The sequence below is a fragment of the Bdellovibrio sp. GT3 genome, assembly GCF_037996765.1.
In the GTDB taxonomy this organism is placed as follows: domain Bacteria; phylum Bdellovibrionota; class Bdellovibrionia; order Bdellovibrionales; family Bdellovibrionaceae; genus Bdellovibrio.
The window spans coordinates 162,617-181,503 of record NZ_JBBNAD010000006.1 but is presented as its reverse complement, the minus strand read 5'-3'; the positions used below and the strand labels follow the sequence as shown (position 1 = coordinate 181,503).

18 protein-coding genes are annotated in these 18,887 nt (G+C 48.0%); 7 read left to right on the top strand and 11 right to left on the bottom strand.

Annotated elements, in window-relative coordinates; genetic code table 11:
• The first annotated feature begins 5 nt into the window (after window positions 1-5).
• The 7 genes from mutL to AAAA73_RS16185 all read left to right on the top strand — a co-directional run bounded on the left by mutL (window position 6) and on the right by AAAA73_RS16185 (window position 9,488).
• The gene (mutL, locus tag AAAA73_RS16215; protein WP_340599539.1) at window positions 6-1,904 is read left to right on the top strand and encodes a DNA mismatch repair endonuclease MutL; all 1,899 of its coding nucleotides are present in this window, start codon (window positions 6-8) and stop codon (window positions 1,902-1,904) included.
• Complete coding sequence (miaA, locus tag AAAA73_RS16210) at window positions 1,904-2,872, top strand: tRNA (adenosine(37)-N6)-dimethylallyltransferase MiaA (RefSeq protein WP_340599538.1); 969 nt, start codon at window positions 1,904-1,906, stop codon at window positions 2,870-2,872. The genes mutL and miaA overlap by 1 nt, the downstream gene beginning before the upstream one ends.
• Window positions 2,869-3,750, top strand: coding sequence for a YicC/YloC family endoribonuclease (locus AAAA73_RS16205; RefSeq protein WP_340599537.1), 882 nt, complete (start codon window positions 2,869-2,871; stop codon window positions 3,748-3,750). The genes miaA and AAAA73_RS16205 overlap by 4 nt, the downstream gene beginning before the upstream one ends.
• Before the next feature lies 1 nt (window position 3,751).
• Window positions 3,752-4,309 (top strand): guanylate kinase, encoded by a 558-nt coding sequence (gene gmk / locus AAAA73_RS16200; protein ID WP_340599536.1) that lies wholly within the window; start codon window positions 3,752-3,754, stop codon window positions 4,307-4,309.
• Between the two features lie 51 nt (window positions 4,310-4,360).
• Window positions 4,361-4,600, top strand: a complete 240-nt coding sequence (rpoZ, locus tag AAAA73_RS16195) for a DNA-directed RNA polymerase subunit omega (RefSeq protein WP_088614336.1) — start codon at window positions 4,361-4,363, stop codon at window positions 4,598-4,600.
• A gap of 102 nt (window positions 4,601-4,702) precedes the next feature.
• Window positions 4,703-6,916 (top strand): RelA/SpoT family protein, encoded by a 2,214-nt coding sequence (locus tag AAAA73_RS16190; protein WP_340599535.1) that lies wholly within the window; start codon window positions 4,703-4,705, stop codon window positions 6,914-6,916.
• Window positions 6,903-9,488 carry an ATP-binding protein gene (locus AAAA73_RS16185; protein WP_340599534.1) on the top strand — a complete coding sequence of 862 codons (2,586 nt, stop codon included), beginning with the start codon at window positions 6,903-6,905 and terminating at the stop codon, window positions 9,486-9,488. Before AAAA73_RS16190 ends, AAAA73_RS16185 begins: the two co-directional genes overlap by 14 nt.
• Window positions 9,489-9,491: 3 nt before the next feature.
• On the opposite strand, the gene AAAA73_RS16180 is transcribed toward AAAA73_RS16185, so the two are convergent.
• The 11 genes from AAAA73_RS16180 to gspG form a co-directional block, all read right to left on the bottom strand.
• Entirely contained in the window at window positions 9,492-10,436 is a 945-nt protein-coding gene (locus AAAA73_RS16180; protein ID WP_340599533.1) for a hypothetical protein, read from the bottom strand.
• A gap of 3 nt (window positions 10,437-10,439) precedes the next feature.
• A complete protein-coding gene (locus AAAA73_RS16175; RefSeq protein WP_340599532.1) occupies window positions 10,440-10,850 on the bottom strand; it encodes a hypothetical protein in 411 nt (136 codons plus the stop codon).
• Window positions 10,851-11,174: 324 nt separating this feature from the next.
• The gene (locus tag AAAA73_RS16170) at window positions 11,175-11,615 is read right to left on the bottom strand and encodes a single-stranded DNA-binding protein (protein WP_340599531.1); all 441 of its coding nucleotides are present in this window, start codon (window positions 11,613-11,615) and stop codon (window positions 11,175-11,177) included.
• A gap of 165 nt (window positions 11,616-11,780) precedes the next feature.
• Window positions 11,781-12,746 carry a type II secretion system protein GspN gene (gene gspN / locus AAAA73_RS16165; protein ID WP_340599530.1) on the bottom strand — a complete coding sequence of 322 codons (966 nt, stop codon included), beginning with the start codon at window positions 12,744-12,746 and terminating at the stop codon, window positions 11,781-11,783.
• Window positions 12,746-13,432 carry a hypothetical protein gene (locus AAAA73_RS16160; protein WP_340599529.1) on the bottom strand — a complete coding sequence of 229 codons (687 nt, stop codon included), beginning with the start codon at window positions 13,430-13,432 and terminating at the stop codon, window positions 12,746-12,748. The genes gspN and AAAA73_RS16160 overlap by 1 nt, the downstream gene beginning before the upstream one ends.
• Window positions 13,429-15,099, bottom strand: coding sequence for a pilus assembly protein PilM (pilM, locus tag AAAA73_RS16155; RefSeq protein ID WP_340599528.1), 1,671 nt, complete (start codon window positions 15,097-15,099; stop codon window positions 13,429-13,431). Before pilM ends, AAAA73_RS16160 begins: the two co-directional genes overlap by 4 nt.
• A gap of 94 nt (window positions 15,100-15,193) precedes the next feature.
• Window positions 15,194-16,453, bottom strand: coding sequence for a type II secretion system minor pseudopilin (locus tag AAAA73_RS16150; RefSeq protein ID WP_340599527.1), 1,260 nt, complete (start codon window positions 16,451-16,453; stop codon window positions 15,194-15,196).
• Window positions 16,453-17,340, bottom strand: a complete 888-nt coding sequence (locus tag AAAA73_RS16145; RefSeq protein ID WP_340599526.1) for a type II secretion system protein GspJ — start codon at window positions 17,338-17,340, stop codon at window positions 16,453-16,455. The genes AAAA73_RS16150 and AAAA73_RS16145 overlap by 1 nt, the downstream gene beginning before the upstream one ends.
• Window positions 17,340-17,834: a type IV pilus modification PilV family protein gene (locus tag AAAA73_RS16140; RefSeq protein ID WP_340599525.1), complete on the bottom strand. Its 495-nt coding sequence runs from the start codon at window positions 17,832-17,834 to the stop codon at window positions 17,340-17,342. Before AAAA73_RS16140 ends, AAAA73_RS16145 begins: the two co-directional genes overlap by 1 nt.
• Window positions 17,831-18,427 (bottom strand): pilus assembly FimT family protein, encoded by a 597-nt coding sequence (locus AAAA73_RS16135; protein ID WP_340599524.1) that lies wholly within the window; start codon window positions 18,425-18,427, stop codon window positions 17,831-17,833. Before AAAA73_RS16135 ends, AAAA73_RS16140 begins: the two co-directional genes overlap by 4 nt.
• Window positions 18,428-18,433: 6 nt before the next feature.
• Window positions 18,434-18,838, bottom strand: a complete 405-nt coding sequence (gspG, locus tag AAAA73_RS16130) for a type II secretion system major pseudopilin GspG (protein WP_340599523.1) — start codon at window positions 18,836-18,838, stop codon at window positions 18,434-18,436.
• Window positions 18,839-18,887 lie beyond the last annotated feature (49 nt).

Below are 18,887 nucleotides of genomic sequence, written 5' to 3'. Positions count from 1 at the left end.
TGCCCATGTCTATTCAAGTTTTATCCCCGGAAGTAGTCGACCAAATTGCCGCAGGCGAAGTGGTCGAGCGTCCTGCTCATCTTGTAAAAGAACTCGTGGAAAATTCTATCGATGCCGGTGCTACGCGCGTGCATGTCGAGTTCTATGATGGTGGGCGCATTGTTAAGGTCATCGACAATGGCAAAGGCATGTCTCCGGAGGATTTGCCAAAAGCATTGGATCGTTTCGCGACCAGCAAGATTTCAAAATCCGATGACTTGTGGAGTTTGAAAACATTCGGCTTCCGTGGTGAAGCTTTGGCCAGTATTTCCTCTGTCAGCAAAATGACTTTAACAACACGCAGAGCAGGGGATGAGCAAGCTTATCAACTGATCAGCGAGTACGGCAAAAAACAACCCATCGATCGCGTCGGTGGTTCCCAGGGCACGACTGTGCTGATGGAAAATCTTTTTGAAAATATGCCGGCGCGTTTGAAGTTTTTAAAATCCGACGCCGCCGAACACACGGCGATCAAAACAACTTTGAAAGCGATGGCTCTGGCTCATCACGATGTCGAGTTCCGCATTCAGGAAAACAGCAAGCTCGTGAATTTTTGGCCCGCTTGCAAAGACCGCAAAGAGCGTGCGGAACAAATTTTGGAAATCAAACCGCTGTTCGTCGGCGAAGCTTCCCGTGAATACGTGAAGGCTTACGCTGTGTTTGCGGATCCCCACAATGTGGCCAAGACCGCGAAAAATATCTGGTTGTTTGCACAGAACCGCTGGGTTCAGGATCGCAGTTTGCAAGCCGCTGTCAATGAAGCCTACCGCAGTCTGTTGATGCACGGGGAGTACCCGATCGCAGCAGTGTGGGTCGAAACCGACCCCGAGTATATTGACGTCAATATTCATCCCACTAAATCTCAAGTGAAGTTTCATGATCCGTCCCTGGCGTTCCGTGCAGTGGCGGGAGCGTTGCGTGCGACTTTGGAGAAAGCGCCGTGGATTCAACAAAGTGGTCAGCTGCGTTCGCAGTCACAGTTTGGTGAGGCGGGCGGTACCGTGGATTATTCAGATCCTGCGGCCTCTTATCCTTCAGCGAAAGGTTTGCCGAATTTTGCAAACTACTCCGGTGAAGCCGGAGTGCCTACAGAAATGCCAAAAGAAAATCTGGCATTTCAGGATTCGACTTTCAAAACCACGCAGTTTCAGAAAAAAGATTTCTCGTTCCCGGCGTCTTCCGTTCAACAACCCAAGGTTGGCTATCATGCACTGATGGATGCAGCGGAATCCCGCGAGGAGCACAGCTCTACGGAAGCCGTGGCTCCCGTCAGTGGCGGTTACTGGTCGTCATTGGAAGTGCTGGGGCAGGCCAATCTGACCTATATCGTAACTCAACATCGCGACAAAATGGTTTTCGTCGATCAGCATGCGGCCCATGAGCGTGTGGCCTATGAAAAACTGATGAACGCCTGGAAGGGCGGTAAGATCGACATTCAGGATTTCCTATTCCCATTGGCGATCGATATGTCACCGGAAAAAGTCGAAGGACTTTTGTTGCTGGCAAAGGACATCGAACGCCTGGGGGTCTTCATTGAACCTTTGGGGCCTGGAACTGTCGGTGTGAAGGCGGCGCCTTTGTTTATTAAGGAAGCTGTTTTAGGAAAAGTTTTGGATCGCATGGCGACTGAGGTTGTGGATCAAGGTGGCAGCTATTCTTTGGAAAGAGCTGTCGGCGATATCTGTGCGACCATGGCCTGCCATTCCGTGGTTCGTGCCGGACAGGCACTGAGTCATGATCAAATGAAAAATCTGTTGCGCGAGATGGATCACTTTCCGCTTTCCAGTTTCTGCCCTCACGGTCGTCCTGTGAGCGTGGAGTATCCTTTCTACAAACTGGAAAAGGACTTCGGGCGAATCGTGTGATGAAAAAAAGCAAACCGGTTATTTTTGTTGTAGGTTCCACGGCCACTGGCAAAAGCGAGTGGGCGCTGAAACTTGCGCAGGAATACCAGGGCGTCATCATCAATTGTGATTCGGTTCAATGTTACTCCCATGTGCAAATCGGTGCGGCGAAGCCCACGGCTGAAGAACTTGCGCTCGTGCCGCACTATTTAGTGGGATATGTGACTCCTCACGAAGAAAGCACAGCTGGCAGTTACTGCCGTGATTTTTCTGAAGCCATGGAAAAGATTCCGAATGGCACACCTGTGTTTGTCGTGGGCGGTACGGGATTTTATTTCATGGCCATTGAAAAAGGCATGTACCCAGTGACCGAAGTCTCTGAAGAGATGAAGAATCAGGTGGCCCGTGAAATGGCTGAAGTTGGCGGGCCGGAAAAACTGCACGCTGAGTTGACTCATGTGGATCCTGAGTACGCAGCAAAAATCAATATCGCTGATCACTACCGTATCGGGCGCGGTATTGAGTTGATCCGCACTCAGGGTAAAGGTGTCACTCAAATTCAAAAGGAATTTGATGAACTCAAAACTCCCTTCGCTTATCCGTTGTTAAAAATCGGTCCCCAATGGGATCGTGATGTGTTGCGAGAGCGAATTGCTTTGCGCACTCACAAGATGTTGAAAGACGGGCTGGTTGATGAAGTTGAAAAGCTGCTGGACTTGGGTCTGGAGCAATGGGCTCCACTCAGCAGCGTGGGCTACAAGGAAACCATTGATTTCGTTCACGGACGAATTGATGAAGATCAGTTGTTGGAACAAATTACGACAAATACTCGCCAGCTCGCCAAGCGGCAGAAGACCTGGTTCCAAAGGGACAGGGACATTCACTGGTTTGATGGCGCTCGCGGGTACAATGAGGCGAGGGCCGTGGTCGAGAATTTTCTGAACTCTTTGACCACAATTACTCCCGAAGACAAGAATGGATCTATATGAAAAGTATGACTGGTTATGGCACCGCAAAAGTTCAATCCAAAGACGTCACTGTGGAAGTCAGCATTCGTGCTGTGAATGGTCGTTTTTTGGAAACACGCTTTCATTTGCCGCGCGAATTCGTGGCGATGGAAGGGGAGCTTAAAAAAGTTCTGGGTGCAACTTTGTCCCGTGGGACCGTGGATATTTTTGTTTCCAGAAGAGTGAAGGCCACCTCTTCCGGAAAAGCGCAAATGACCGTGAACGATGCTTTGGTTAAAAAGTACGTAGCGGCTTACAAACACCTGGCAAAAGAATTGGGCATTGGTTATCAGGTTCACCTGGAAGCAATGGCGCGCTTGCCGGATGTGATCAAACTTGAAGAGAGTTATGAGATGTTCGCTGGCGAGGATAAGGTTTTGAAAAAGGCCTTTGCTGATGCTTGCAGCAATTGCGATAAAGAACGCGCGCGCGAAGGCAAAGCTTTGCGCAAGGATTTGGAAAAACTTCTGGCTTCTTTGGATAAGGAAATCAAAGTCATCACCACTCTTCGTGAAGAGGCTAATGCGCAGCTTCAGGAGAGATATGAAACCAAGATTCGCTCTCGTATGAAGGGGAACGAAATCGATCCGGCTCGTATGACTCAGGAAATCGTGATTCAGCTGGAAAAAGCCGACATCAACGAAGAATTAAGTCGTTTAAGTGAGCACATTAAAAACTATCGTCAATTGATCGCCTCCCAGCAGGCCGAGGGTAAAAAGCTTGATTTTTACACTCAGGAATTGCTGCGTGAAGTGAATACGATCGGTTCAAAGTCTCAGGTAGCCAAGATCACTCAAAGCGTGGTACAAGCGAAAACCCTTATCGAAAGATTAAGAGAACAGGTACAGAACGTTCAATAATATGAAAACGCGTATGATAATTGTCGCTGCACCCAGCGGCGCAGGAAAAAGTAGTTTTGTTGCCAGAGCGATTGAGGAGATTCCTCAGCTCGTGGACATTATTACGTTCACTACGCGTAACATCCGTAAGGGTGAAAAGAACGGTTTGCAGTACCACTTTATCTCCCATGACGAATTCAAAGCCAAAATTGAGCAGGGTTTCTTTGTGGAGTGGGCGAAGGTTCACACCAACTTCTATGGGACTTCCTATGAGTCTTTGGAGTCCACGTGGGCTGCGGGGAAGTGCGCGATCATGGATATCGATATCCAGGGCGTATTGACCTTTAAATCCAAGTATCCGGATGCCAAGACCATCTTTATTCTGCCGCCGTCCATCGACGAGTTGCGTCGTAGAATCGAGAAGAGGGACGGGGGGATGCCGGCGGATATCGAGGTCCGTATGGCCAATGCCGAGAAAGAAATTGCCGAGGCCTCCAAGTTTGACTTCCAGATCGTCAACGACCAATTCGAGCAATCCTATGCCGAATTTAAGAAAATCATTGAAAAGTTACTAGGTTAAGGGTAATTTCCTCCTTTGAATTCATGAATTAATTGCGCCCGGAGGCATTGAATGGCTCGTGTAACCGTTGAAGATTGCTTGGAAAAAGTTCCTAACAGATTTGCTCTTGTTTTGATGGTTGCTAAAAGAGCGAAGCAACTTCTAAAAGGTGCTGAAGCGACTGTTTCCACTCGCAGCAACAAATACATCGTATCTGCACTTCGTGAAGTGGCGATCGGTAACGTAGGTTATGAAGTGGCGATGGATCCTAAAGACGCTCTACTTCAAATCGAAAAAGATTTGAATAAATAGTCTAGGACTTAGGTCCTAAGTTCCTAAAAATACTAATATATTTTAATTATCAAGCGAATCTATTTGGAGACGCCTCTTCTTCTCAGGTAAACTGACTAGAATATGGCGGAACCCCAAAAAGAGACTGGCCTCTCTCACAAGCCAGTCAAAACAGTTGATGATCTTCTAAACCGCATTCGCAGCTATTGGCCGAATGCGGATCTTAAATTCATTGAAAAAGCATACTACTTCTCAGAGAAGCATCACGAAGGTCAAATCCGTCGTAGTGGTGAGCCGTATATTTCTCATCCGCTTTCCGTAGCGGCGATCCTCGCAGATTTACATTTGGATTTGGATACGATCGCAACTGGGCTTCTGCACGACACGGTAGAAGACACTGAGGCGACTCTCGAGGATATTCGTCGTGAGTTCGGCGATGCCGTAGCACACCTGGTTGATGGTGTAACAAAAATCGGTCAGATGAAATTCAAAAATTCCCACGAGAAACAAGGCGAAAACATTCGCAAGATGATCGTGGCGATGGGTAAAGATGTGCGCGTGGTTTTGGTGAAGCTTGCCGATCGCCTGCACAATATGCGCACTTTGAATTTCATGCCGTTCGATAAGCAAGAGAGAATTGCTTTAGAGACGTTGGAAATTTACTGCCCACTCGCAGGTCGCATGGGTATCAGCTCCCTGAAGATTGAATTGGAAGATCTGTGCTTCCGTTACTATCGCCCGGACATGTACTATGAGCTGGTACAACAAATCAAAAAGACCGAAGCCGAGCAGAATCGTTATATCGATGACGTGAAATCACTTATCGGTAAAGAGCTTAGCAAAGTTGGATTTAAGTTTGAAGTTTTTGGCCGCTCAAAGCATTTATGGTCCGTATATAGAAAAATGCAAAGTCGTAGCTTGGATTACGATCAGGTTTATGACGTTCTTGCGTTCCGCGTGATCGTTGAAAGCGTGGCTGAGTGTTACGCAGCCCTGGGGTTGGTGCATTCCCTGTGGAAGCCGATTCCAGGCCGTTTCAAGGACTTCATCGCCATGCCCAAGGCCAATAACTATCAGTCCCTGCATACCACGGTGATCGGGCCGGGCGGGGAGCGTATTGAAATTCAAATTCGAACCAGTGCCATGCACTTGGTCGCCGAGATGGGTATCGCGGCTCACTGGAAGTACAAAGAGCGCGGCAAGATGGAATCCGATGATTTGCAGCAGGCGAACTGGCTGCGTGATCTGGTTTCCTGGCATCAGCAAGTGCGCAGTCCCGATGAATTCCTGGATACAGTTAAAACAGATTTGTTTGAATCTGAAATTTACGTTTTCACTCCGACGGGTGAAGTTCGTGAGTTTCCAGAAGGTGCAACACCGGTCGATTTCGCCTATGCCGTGCACACCGAACTTGGTAACAAGTGTGTCGGTGCTCGCGTCAATGGCAAGATGGTTCCGCTGAAGCACCAAATGTCCAATGGCGACACAGTGGAGATTATCACTGGTAAAGGGCAGGAGCCCTCCAAGGATTGGTTGAAATTTGTTGTTACCAATAAAGCCAAAGCCAAGATTCGCGCCTTCGTTAAAGAAGAGCAGCGTCGTCGCTCCATCATTTTGGGCAAAGAGCTGGTTGAAAAAGAATTCCGTAAGTTTGGAATGGCCGCTGCAAAATATCTAAAAGGCCCGGCCTTTGAAGAGTATTTGAAAGACAACGGCTTGAAGGATCTTGAAGAACTTTTCGTGACCGTGGGTTACGGAAAGCTTGAAACCCGTCATCTGGTGGAAAAATTTTCGCCGGAGGGATTGGCGAAAGAAGCTGCAAAAACCGAAGACTCCACTTTCATGGAAAGAGTCATGCGGGCGGCAACTCACAAGACCCGCAAAACCAATTCCCTGGTTTCTGTGGATGGTATGGACGACATGCTGGTGCATTACGCGAAGTGCTGTCATCCAATCCCAGGAGATCCTATTGTGGGCTTTATCAGTCGTGGGCGCGGTATCACAATCCATCGCAGTGACTGCAGCAAAGCCTTTGAATTCGATCAGCTTCGCAAAGTGGATGTGACCTGGAACGTGAAAGTGGCCGGTGACGGGCAAGAGCGCATTGTGCGCCTGAAAATCATATCCCAGGATAATCCGGGATTGTTGAAATCCATGTCAGAAGCCTTTGCACAGTCAGGAATTAACATCCAGTCTGCGCAAATTCGTACGACCAAAGACAAAAAAGCCGTGTGTAACTTTGAAGTGTCCGTAAAGGATGCGGTCCAGTTGAATCAAGCGATTTACGAGATTCAAAAAATCAAAGGCATCATCGGTGTCACACGTGTCATACAGTAATTATCTTCCTAAATCGCACAATCTACTAAGTTTCGTGGTGCTGGTCATTTCCGCCATTGTGATGGTGGGGTGGCTGGTGCAGGATACTGGGTCCATACGCTTGGGACTTAACTACACTCCGATGCTGTTTAATACGGCTTTTCTGTTGGCATTTATTTCCCTGGGAGTTTTGTTTTCAGACCGGGATTACTTCAAAGTGGGCCGGGCTTGTGCCATCGTGGTGATGATTTTGGCCGGTGCCATGTTTTTGCAGTACCCCTTGGGCAAGAGTTTTGGAATTGATGAATTCTTCGTCAGGGATTTTGAAAACCTGCGAACGCGCTTTCCGGGGCGCTCGGCAGCAAGTACCTGTATTGCGGCTTTTTTGCTGGGGCTGGGAATCTTCTTTAATAAAACGACATTGCTGTGCCGATTTGTCAGAATGACCGTAGCTTCGATGGTGTGCTGTGTGGGCGTTGTCGGATTAAGTGGAAATGTTTTTTCCATCAACTCACAGTTTGGTTGGGGCAGTTTTTCAAAAATGGCTCCTCACACCTCGGTGTGTATTGTTCTTTTGTCAGTGGCGTTGGTTCTGCAGCTGCGCAGCCGGATGTTGTCTTTGGGGTATCACCGTAAATCGTTTCGTCCGTACTATGCGCTGGTAATTGGTGTATTTGCCACTATTGGTTTTCAGCAGGTTTTGATTATCAAGGACTATCAAAAAAATCGAAGCATCACGCAGATTCGTCTTAGTGCCATGCTGGATGGTTTTGATTCCACATTTCGCTTTATGAACAGCTCTCTGGCAAATATGGCAGAGAGGTTCGTCCTTAATGATTATCGGGGCGAGACTTCCTGGCAGTTGGATGCAAAAATGTTTATCCAGGAGATCAAAGGCATTCGCAGGGTCATGTGGGCTGGTAATGACAGACTGGTAAAGTGGCATTATCCCATCAGTGAGAATATTAACTTTAATGGTTTAAAGCTTTCCGAGCAGCCAGGTTCCTTGGGGCTCTTTGATAAGGTGATCAGCACAAAACAGCCCACAATTTCTGATATGGTTCCGTTGAAAACCGGGGGCGAGGGGCTGGTGATGTACTATCCGGTCTTCAGAGGCAATGAGCTTCTGGGGGTGTTGAGTATCGCTCTGGATGCGAATTTATTTTTTAATAACGCGGCGAAGGCGCCGGACTATTTTGTGCAAATCACAGATGATGACGGTCATCTGTTCATGGAAAACAAGGACATCCCGCAGTACTATCTGAACGATTGGGCCGAGACCGCGGAGTATCATGCATTGAACGCAAATTGGACGTTTATGCTGACACCAGATCCCGCTTTGGTTCGCACCAACTCTTCAAGTCTTCCCACGATACTTTTAATTTTTGGCGTTAGTGTTTCCATTTTGATGTCTCTTAGTCTGGTGTTCTTTTTGCGAAGCCGGCAATCAGAGCGTGAAATGCGTGAACTGAATGAATGGCATAAGGCAGGGCGTGACAGCGTTTCGCTGTTGTTATTGCAGCTGGACAGTTCTGGAAATGTTTTAAGTTTGAACAAAGCCACGACAGATCTATTGGGTTATACGGATCAGGATCTTTTGGGTCGGCCTGTGTTCACCTTGGCAGAGCATACCGATGCCCTGATGTACCGCAGTCGAATGGAAGAAAAGGTTCAGCGTCAGCTGCAGTTGGGACCCACTTATTTGGAAGCCATTCTGGAATCTGGTGATGCCAGCGGTTACGAAAGAGTTTTCGTATCAAAATCCGGCAAGAGAATTAATTTTCTGCTGTCCCTGCATAGAGTCTCCGGTGAGCAGGGCGAAACAAACGGGTATCTGGTTGTGGGAGAGGATATCACGCAACGAAGAGAACGTGAGCGTCTGTTGAAGGAGCGCGAAGAAAAAGTCATGGTCTCATCACGTTTGGCTTCGCTGGGGGAAATGGCTGCGGGCATTGCTCACGAGATTAATAATCCTCTGGCGGTCATGGGTGGTTACATGAGTGTGATCCGCAAGAGTCTGAACAGCAAAGGACTCGGCAACGATGTCGAGCTCAATAAGCGGATCGATTCTGTGGAGTCCATGGTGGGCCGTATTGCCAAGATCGTAAAGGGCCTAAGAAGTTACGCCCATGAATCGGCTTTGGATGAACTGGAGTCGACAGAAGTTTCTTTGATCGTGGATGACACTTTGGCGTTCTGTCATGAGAAATTCAAACTGGCGAACATTCAACTGCAGGTTTCCGTCGAGCCCGGAATGATTGTGAAGTGCCGTCCTTATCAGATTTCCCAGGTCTTATTGAATCTTTTGAACAATGCCTTTGATGCCGTTGAACACGAATCGGTGAAGAAGGTGTCGGTGCAGGCGCAGTTCCAAAAAGGTGGAGTTGAAATCAGTGTGGCTGACTCCGGTCCCGGAATTCCCGCAGAGGTGCGCGAGCGCATGATGCAGCCATTTTTTACCACCAAAGAAGTTGGTAAAGGTGTTGGTTTGGGATTAAGCATCAGTGTGGGGATTGTCGAAGCCCATAAAGGGCGCCTTTATCTGGACGCTCAGTCCAAACAAACCCGATTTGTTATTTGGTTGCCGTCTTAAAGTTTACTGCCAGGCGTAGCCGACTTTAAAAACAATGGCGCTTGCCGTGACTGTGTCGGAAGGCGGGAAGTAGACATACTCCACGCTGAATGGAATATAGTTTTTGCGATTCAATTGATAATCACCACCAGCTGCCAAAGTCAGAACCTGATTCGTGGCGATTTGATTCTCATCCAGAGCCGTTGCTGATTTGGACATGGCAATCAGGAATCCACCACCGACGCCCGCCCAAGAGCGGATTTCAGTTGTGGTGAAATAGTATTTCGCCAGGGCATAGCCGGAAAGATAAGTGATGTTTGCAGAACAATTGGTGGAGCCTTTGCAGCCAACGTTTCTGTCGGTCTTACCCGTGACGTTAAACTGTTCAAGGACGCCGGAAGTGTTCACAGTGATATTTCTGGTCAGAACCCATTCATAAAAACCACCGGCACCCAGGCCCGTGCCTTTGAGTTGCGGTTGTTCAGTGGGGTTGATCGCTGGATTTTCTTTGATCGTGGGTTTCATCGAGTCCATGCCGAATTGCCCAAATACACCGTAGGAGTTTTTCAGAGTGCGCAGGTAACTCATGTCGCGGGCTTTATCAAAGGCTGCAGCTTCCTCGTCGGGAGTGGAGGCCTTGGCCAGAGCTTCATTAGGGGCAGAGGATTTTGGTTTGGAAGCTTTGGCTGTTTTAGTAGTGGCTGCTTTGGCCTGAAGTGTGGCACCCACAGCGCCTCGTCCTTGCAACACATCCGCAATGGCACGACCGCCTTTGACTTGCTTCATGCGAATGATCGCAGATTTTTTACCCGTTGCAGGATTGATCAAAAAGAACTCGTCACCAGCTTGAACTTCCGCGCCCTGTAGGTCCACCATGACTTTACCACCTTTGACGGCAGTGACATTGGCCGATAAGGCGGGGAGGGAAAACAGAATGCTGACAAGAAAGGCGAGAAGTGTTTTTTTCATTCGCTATTCACTGATCATCAGGTTGTTGTTGAGTTCGCGGATAAATTCATCTTTGTACAACTCCCATACGGCCACGCTGGCAAATTCATAGGAGCAGGATTGAACCGCTTTATCGTCACGTTGAAAGGCTTTAACCTGAATAACTCCCGGCTGAGTGGTGCGCCAGATTTCAAGATCATTATCCATCAACACCAATTCATAATTGGCACGAGGAAATTCATCATTAAACCAGGTTTCAATAAAGCTTTGATTGCGACAACCGGTTAACTTGTAAATATGCGAAGAGGAATCCACAGACGAAGTGGAAATTTTAGCCGGAGCCGCAGCCTCAAACTGATTACGACCGTCGGATTTATAAACCGAACAACCCGCCAAAAACACAAATGAAATCAAACCCAAAGCTGCAATCTTCATACTCCATTAAGTATAAAGACCCCCAGCCACAAAAACAAAACCCCAAACCCAATCAAGCCCTTCGTCCAACAAAAAACAAAGTACGACTCCCCAACAATCTCCCAAGCAAGATTCTAAGAGAAATTCCATTCGAAGTATTTATTTTAAAGAAGAAACAAGTTCGGGATTTTCCCCTCTGGGTGGAAAGCCCTGAGAAGCGAATCCTCCCGACCCGCAGGATGCGGTATTCAAGTCGGGCAAGGCCAGGATGGCCGGGTGAGCGGAGCAGGGCTTTCCACCCAGAGGGGAAAAGCCCGTACCGTAATCAACGTTTAAAACAAAATCCTAGAAAGGAATTTCGTCATTAGAGTTGAAGCTTGGTTCTGGACCGAAATCGTTGAAATTGAAATCGTCGCCACCACCTGAATTGTTGCTAGAACGTGAACCAGCTTCTGCACCAGCAGCGCCCAGGAATTGAACTGTGTTCGCCACGATCTCAGTAGCGTAACGTTTTTGACCTTGTTGGTCTTCCCAAGAGCGAGTTTGAAGTTTACCTTCAACATAAACTTGGCGACCCTTAGCAAGATGTTTGCCGCAGATTTCTGCCAATTTGCCCCATACAGTTACACGATGCCACTCAGTTTTTTCCTGACGTTGACCATCTTTAACCCATGATTCGCTAGTTGCGATGTTAAGGCGAGCTACAGTGCTCCCACTTCCGATTGCTTTCACTTCTGGATCAGCACCAAGACGACCTACGATAATAACTTTATTTACTCCAGACATTGTTCCCTCCAAATAAGATAACCATAAGGTTTTTTGTCAGATTGGGAGTTATGTCAACAGTCGACAACTCCCTTAATTTATTTGGATTTGGAGCTGAGCAACATTTAAGCACAGCCCTGTGTCAGGTATAATCAAATAGAGATGGGGAGCGGTTTGAAATGCGGATTAGCGCACGGCGCCAAAACTAGGCGGCATCATAGGATTTGCGGCCGATAATTTGAACTTATACTGAGCCCCTTCAGAGGTTGGCGTTTTATAGCCATCAATGAAAGTCAGGAACAGAGTGGCCTTGTCCTGGAAACTCTTTTTCGCGCGCAAATCGATCTCGAAATTGTAAGCGCCGATTTGCTGACCAAAACGGCCGCCACGGTTCACAATCATAATGCCGATATCGCCCTTAACAGTGCCTTGCAGCTCGTCTCCAGGTTTACCGATGGTTCCACTCTCGATCACGAAACGACCCGCTGCCAGGCGGCCTTTAAGCTCCACAGCGCTTAGTTTTAGTTCTGGCAAGGTCAAAGGCCCCATCGGAGTATTCACGTTGGATGGCGGAAGTTCGAATTGATTGATCGTCAGGTTCACTTCAACGTCAGGTTGTTCCTGGAACGTTAAATCAGCCAAAGCCGTGGTTTCAAGATTCAACTGACCTTTTAAAAGAATCGGAAGATTCGCCAATTCACGAACGTCGTTCAAAGCCACTTTCTTGGCGCTGACTTCGATGCGCTGTCTTTCAACGCCGTTGTCACTGCGAGAACCTTTACCCATGGAAACTTGCACGTCACCTTTGAGCAAGCCCTTTGCGGAAACAGAACCGTAAGGCTTTTGTTGAATCAGGCCGGGGATCGACGGAGTGATAGTAAGTTCTTTGGCGGTCAACGCCGGTGTGCTGATGGACTCGATGTAGACTTGTTCCATTTCAACGCCAGGTTGCGGGACCAGGCTCATTTTCAAACGGTCAAAAGTCACATAAACCGAGTTATTGCTCAGTTTGGCCACTTGAGACGAAATCAAATCACTCAAGTCATCAAACGGGAAAAGAACAAAAAGAAAGATGATCGCAGAAAGAACCATGACGAAGAGACGTCCTTTGTTTTCTTTGAGCGATTTGAAAAACTTAATGATGTATTCCATTATTCATCCGATCCAGAGCGGGCTCTGCCACGGTTGCCTCTTTTTACCGGAGGTTCCGGTTCGGCAGCAATTACCGGAGGAGCGGGAACTGCCAAGGCCACAAGTTTGTAAACCACGTCGAAGTAACGATTGTCCTCGCGGTTTGCGGTCATCGTCATGTCGGCCATTTTTACACTCGGGGAGATGTTGGCGAATTTGTAGCCCAAATCAACAATCTGGCGCAGATTCAATTTTGCCAGAGTGATTTGCAAGCCGCCTTCACTTAAATTTGTCGGAATCAAGTTGGAGCCGCCCGTGGACTGCGTGCCTTTGACCTGTTCAGGTAAAAGGTGAGCGGATTGAATCATGTTTTCAACAGTGCTGCGAATGGCGTCCATCGGGGGAGCCTGAGGGATGGCTGGAACTTCAGAAGCTTCGCGGGAAACTTTTAGAAGTTCGCGAATCGTCATACGCTTGCCTTCGAATTCACCCACGGCTTCGCTGGAGCCGCTGAAGTATCCATAGGGAATAGACAGAACCATCAACGTCACCAGTGCAATGCCGCCATAGATGGTCAGCTTTTGCATTCCGGGAGTCATGTTCTCGTAGCGGTCGCGCATTTGATTGTAGGCGCCACTTTCCTGGATGCGATCCCAGGTTGAGCGAAACTCAGAGGAAAATCTGTCTTTTAAATCATCTAAATTCATCGAGTCACCTTCTGAATGCCGCGGTCTACGTTAAAGCTGAAAGAGAAAGCCTGGCGTCCTGGCAACGATCCCAATCCCGATGTCTGATTTTTAATCTGACCATCCACCGTGATATTGGAAAGTGATTTTTGCAAAAGGTTTAATTCAGCCGGGGAGCTGACGTAGCCTTCCAAAACCACATGCGTGTCTCGGATGTTGAAAGTGCGAACATCCAGAGTCACTGCGTTTTTCGCAGGAGTCGCGTCGGTCACTTTCTTCATAATATCCAGGGCGGAATTCATGTTGGCCACGCTGGACAGGGTTTTTAGATCTGTCGCACGTTTCTTGTTTTCCAGAATATACTTTTTGATTCCTGACTCAGTGGCATTGCGACCTTTAAGGTTCGCCACGTTCTTGGCTTGAGTCTTTAATACTTCCTGAGAACGCTCAGCCAGGCTCAATGCGAAATCTTCACGCAGGTAAGAGTAGACGAATAAAACCGCCAAAGCCGCTGTTGCGATCTTGGCAGTGTGGCCCCATTTTTCCCAAAGAGCTTTGAACTGATGGTTTTGACGGGCGAACTCACCACGCAGGAAATTAATCGGAGGATTGCGGGGCTTTTTGAATCCTTCGATGGCAAGGCCGACCGCCACGCCCAACTTTGCGGAGTTGGCTTGGGAGCGTTCGAAAGTCACATTGGGAATTGTATCCAAGACGGAAAGGCGATTTGCCGGGATCTCCAGCGCCTGAGTCAGGAAAGGACCCAGATTCTGGATTTGCGAAGTGCCACCGGTCAATCCGATATTCAGAATCTCAGCATTGAATTCGCTTTTGAATTCCAAAATTGAAAGTTGCAGATCACGAGTCATTTCGCGAACGCACTTGGCAATTGTCTCAGAGAACGTCACTTGATCGAAAGTTGCGCCCTGTTTATTGGTCAGGATGAACGCCTTTGTCTGCAATTCACGCAAAGCTTCCTGATAAGGAATTTCGTATTTTTTCGCAATCGCTTCTGCGATGTTCTTACCGCCCCAAAGAAGGGAGCGCACACCCGTCAGGGAGTTGCCTTCGATCGCGCAAACCAAAGTGCGAGTATGACCGATATTCAAAACCAAGCGCACGTGGCGAAGGGGTTTGTATTCGGAGATGTCGTAGTTTTGTGGATTGCTGATTGTTGTCGGAGGAGCCTCATTCCAGCGTTCAAAGATATTGCCGAAAGCAGTGCCTTCCGCAGAAATCAAAAAGGGCTCAACGCCGATGTCTTTGGCTCTGTCGATCAGGTTTTGAACGTGAACTTTAGGAGCGGCACAAGCCAGAACTTCAGCACCACCGCCGACCGTACGGATGATTTTCGCATCAAAGACCGCGTTGTCGCTGGAGAAGGGAAGGTCTTCCTCAAGCTCGAAGGCCAAACTTTTGAAAATTTTATTGCGATCACTGAATGGGAAGAACTTGTTACGAATCGCCACGCGATCCTGACGAAGTCCCATGATGAAGCGGGTTTGTGAGTGATCGTACTTGCCTAAAAGATCACGCAAGTACTCGATGATCTCCAGTTCGGAATCACTTTGAGGATTGGTGCTTAGAACATGCTCGAAGAACTGAATGACTTGAAAGCCCTTCGTCGTCGATTGCATTTCAACAACTTTAATGCTGCTTGACCCGATGTCGATACCAAGTGATTTCAAAGACCGTTCCTCCATGAACGAGATAATGGTCTAAGTATATGTTGCCTTTGGACTTAAGTAAAATCTTTCCTCTTCGCAAGGGCTCGACCTAAGGCTATCTTTCACCCCAAAATACAATGCGTGGAGGGCCTTTGGGAATCGGGTCTGATTTGCCTTGTGTCTTGCCATCACCACCAGCTGAACCGCCGGAACCAGAGCCGCCAGAGCCGGAGCCACCGGGATTCCCAGTGTCGGCACCAGGGTTTTGGGCCTTTTTGTCTTTGTCGACGTAGTCTTTGATTTTTGCGACAGTTTTATTCAAATCCATCGTGATGACCGTGATCTCGCTGGTGGAGCGTGCGAACTCTCCGGTGCTGCGAATGCGGAAGTTGAATACGGCATCAAACACCAATGGCACGTCTTCAGGTTTTCCTTCAAGACGTACATTCTTGGTGGTCACAAAGTTCCAGAAGTCATCGGCGTCCTTGAACGGACCACCTTGATTTTGATCGTCACGGCGCTTGATGATTTCAGTCACGGCTTCATCAGTCATGCCGGGATCCAGGGATTTAAGAACGTCTTTGGTCGCAATGTTGGGGTTGATACCCTTCATGCCATAGATGGTGATTCGTGGTTCTAAAATCTCGTAAAGTTCGTCGGTTAATCCCGGCACAAAATGCAGTTCAGAAATCGTGCGGAAACTGCGATTCGGCGGAAAGTAATCAGACTGGAATTCAGAGTTCATGCTCGAATAAGTGGCGCGTTTGTCGCCGCCATTTGCCGACTGGGATTTGTCACTCATAAAGTCCGCGATGTTATTGACCACGCTTTCAAAGTTGGTGTTGGAATTTTCGCGGGCCCACTTTTCGTCTTCCTTCATTTTTTGCAGGAAGACATTTACAATCTGTTGCTTGGTGATCTTGCGCAAAGTTTCAGACGGGGAGACCAGGTCGTTGATATCGATCTTGGATCCTTCATCCTCAATGGTGGTGATGTAGCTTGCATCCATCGAGGAGTCTTTAACCAGCTTTTTGAAATTGTCTTTGTCAATTGCAGTCAACTCATCCGGAATCGGCATGGGCCAGGCAAAGGGAAACTGCCAGATCATGTTTAATAGCGGACTGTTGCTGCCCAATTGCTGCCCGAATTTATTTTGTGCTGTCTGATAAATTTTCACGCGCAACAAGGAAAGCTGCATGCCGGATTTGGCGGCATAGTAAGCTTTAATACGATTCATGCCGGAAGAATTGATTTCGTATTCAATGCGCGTTTCGGCAATCAGTTCAACTGCGAAGTACATGATGAACATCAAGCAGGCGGTGACAATCATCAGCGCCATTCCTCGGTTATTACGAAGGGGTTTAAAAATGTTCATCAGTTAGCCCCTCCTGGTTGACCTGGTTGTTGACCCTGGCCACCTTGCTGTTGGGTCGCTTGTCCGGTGTTGGTGTCGTCTGGATTGTTGGTGAAATGAATCGGGATGATCACTTGCATCGAGTACTTGCGATCTTTGCCGGATTCTTTTTTGGTCACCGTGATCGAAAGCTCCACCGCCTGCGGGAATTTGCCTTTAGTGGCGCCATCGCCGCCCTGATCTGTACGCCACGAGGACACCCAGTCCTGCTTGCCTTTACCCATGTAGCGGAATTTAAACTCGCTGACATTTTCCAGCAAAACAGTTTCCTGGCCGCCTTTGGTGACATCCAGATCTGCGACAGGAGAGGATCTTCTCCAGATACACTTGGAAGAACCACCAGCTTCATTCAGGCTTTTGCATTCTTTCAGTTCATAACCGACTTCAATAAAATCCGCCTGCGGGGAGTTGCGAATGGTGCGCGCGTTGTTCATGGTGACGAAGTTCAAAGTCTCTTCTGTGCCCACGAATTGGGTTTCGGGATTTTTGCGGGGAACTTCGCGATTTTGCTGTTGTTGTTCAAAAGCAGAAGGCTGAGCCATTCCAGGTTGAACAAATCCTGGGAAACCGGGCTGGGTTGCCGGCGCTTGCGTCGGCTGGCTTTTTTTAGCCAATAGATCTGTGAGTTCTTTTTCGACATCGCGATAGTGGTAGGCCAGGTTCACATCTTTTTGAATCAAACGAACAGCATCGCGCAGATGGGAAACATCATCCACCTGGGTGGTGACTTTGTTTTTCATTTTCACACTTTGTTGAATTGATTGCGCGACCAAAACCGTCATCGTGCCCAGGATGGCAATGGTGATCAGAACTTCAATCAGCGTAAAACCACGGCGCGAAGTGACCACTACATGCCCCCTGGTAGAGGGATTTCGCGATCATAGTCGACAAAGTACTGAGTGGCAGAAAAGCTCATTGGCTTTTTGCTGCCTTTGTAAATCACTGTGACTTTTACTTCTTTGATGGATTTGGAAAGATGCTGAGTCAGCGTCTTCATCAACGTCAGGGACATTTCATCGGCACCGCCCTCACGCGCAGTTAGGGTTGCTGAAATGTCGGGGACTTCAAATTCTTTGGATTCCATTTTCCATGAGTATTGCGGAAACTCGGATCCAAAATCGTCTTCTTTGTCTTCAGGGATGGAATCAAGGGATTTGCCGGCGTATTCAATTTCGATCTCGGCCATTTTTCGCTCAAGCAGGGCAGTGACTTCGGTGGCGAATTGGGCTTTGCGAACGTAAGCGAAACTTCCGCCCCAGGAATTTGCCAATAACAGCAACCCGGAGGAGAGGATGACCAGTGCGAGCACGGTCTCGATCAATGTAAAGCCTTTATTTTTCACCGCTGAAGTCCCTTTAACGATTGAGCTTTCTCTATGATATCAGCTTGACCCGTTAAAGGATTAAAAACAAGAGTCCAAATGGAATTATTTGCCCCGGAAATCTGAATGGCAGAGGCCTCTACAAATCCTTCCGGGAAAAAGTGAATGTAAGCGGTTCCGGATGTGATGGGATCTTTACTTGAAACCGTTTCGACTTGTACGAATTTGAAAGCGCCCGGTAGTTGCGCTTCTTTTTTCAAAACAGTAGTGTCCATCGCATATTTCGGCGGTGGTGCATCTTCATCTTTGAAGCTGCTTTTCATTCTGTCGCGTTCTTTTTCTGCCGCTGCCGGATCAATCGGAGTCGGGCCGTTGGCTCTTTCAACCCAGTACTGGCCGGCTTTGTCGCCATCGATATTAATAACCAGGCGGTAAGTGGAATTGTAGATGCGGGCTTTGTTGCGAATATCTTTGGTCAGAGCCATGAATTGACGTGTGGTGGCCCGGATATTCGTTTGTGCTTTAAAGAGTCGTGGGGCCCCAATGACAACCAAACCGCCAATGATGGCAAGTACAATCATCACCTCAATGAGGGTGAAGCCCCGACGATTCATAATGGACTAAAGATCGTCCAAAGAGATGTCAGCGTCGTAGCCAGAGCCACCTTCGCGTCCATCTTTACCGAAAGATTTCAAATGAATTTCGCTGCCGTTAAGTTCGTAAACATAGTCATGTTCCCAACGGTCTTTGATGTTTTTGATATAAGGCTCAGGACCCCAGTTGCTGCAGTTTGGATCTTGAGTCGTCAAACCTTCCAGCGTTTGCGGGTACTTGTTGCAATCTGTGTAGTACATTTGCAAAGCATTGGAAATCTGACCCATATGGATTTTGGTTTCTTTAACTTTAGCTTTGTCCATGGAACCAGTCAGACGTGGAAGCAAAAGTGCAGAGATACCGCCGATGATAGCAAGGACGATCATGATCTCGATCAAAGTCATACCCTTGCGGTTATTGATAGCTAACATTTAAAACTCCTTGTTGCCGAATGAAATACTAACAGAGCGCAAGGTCGTG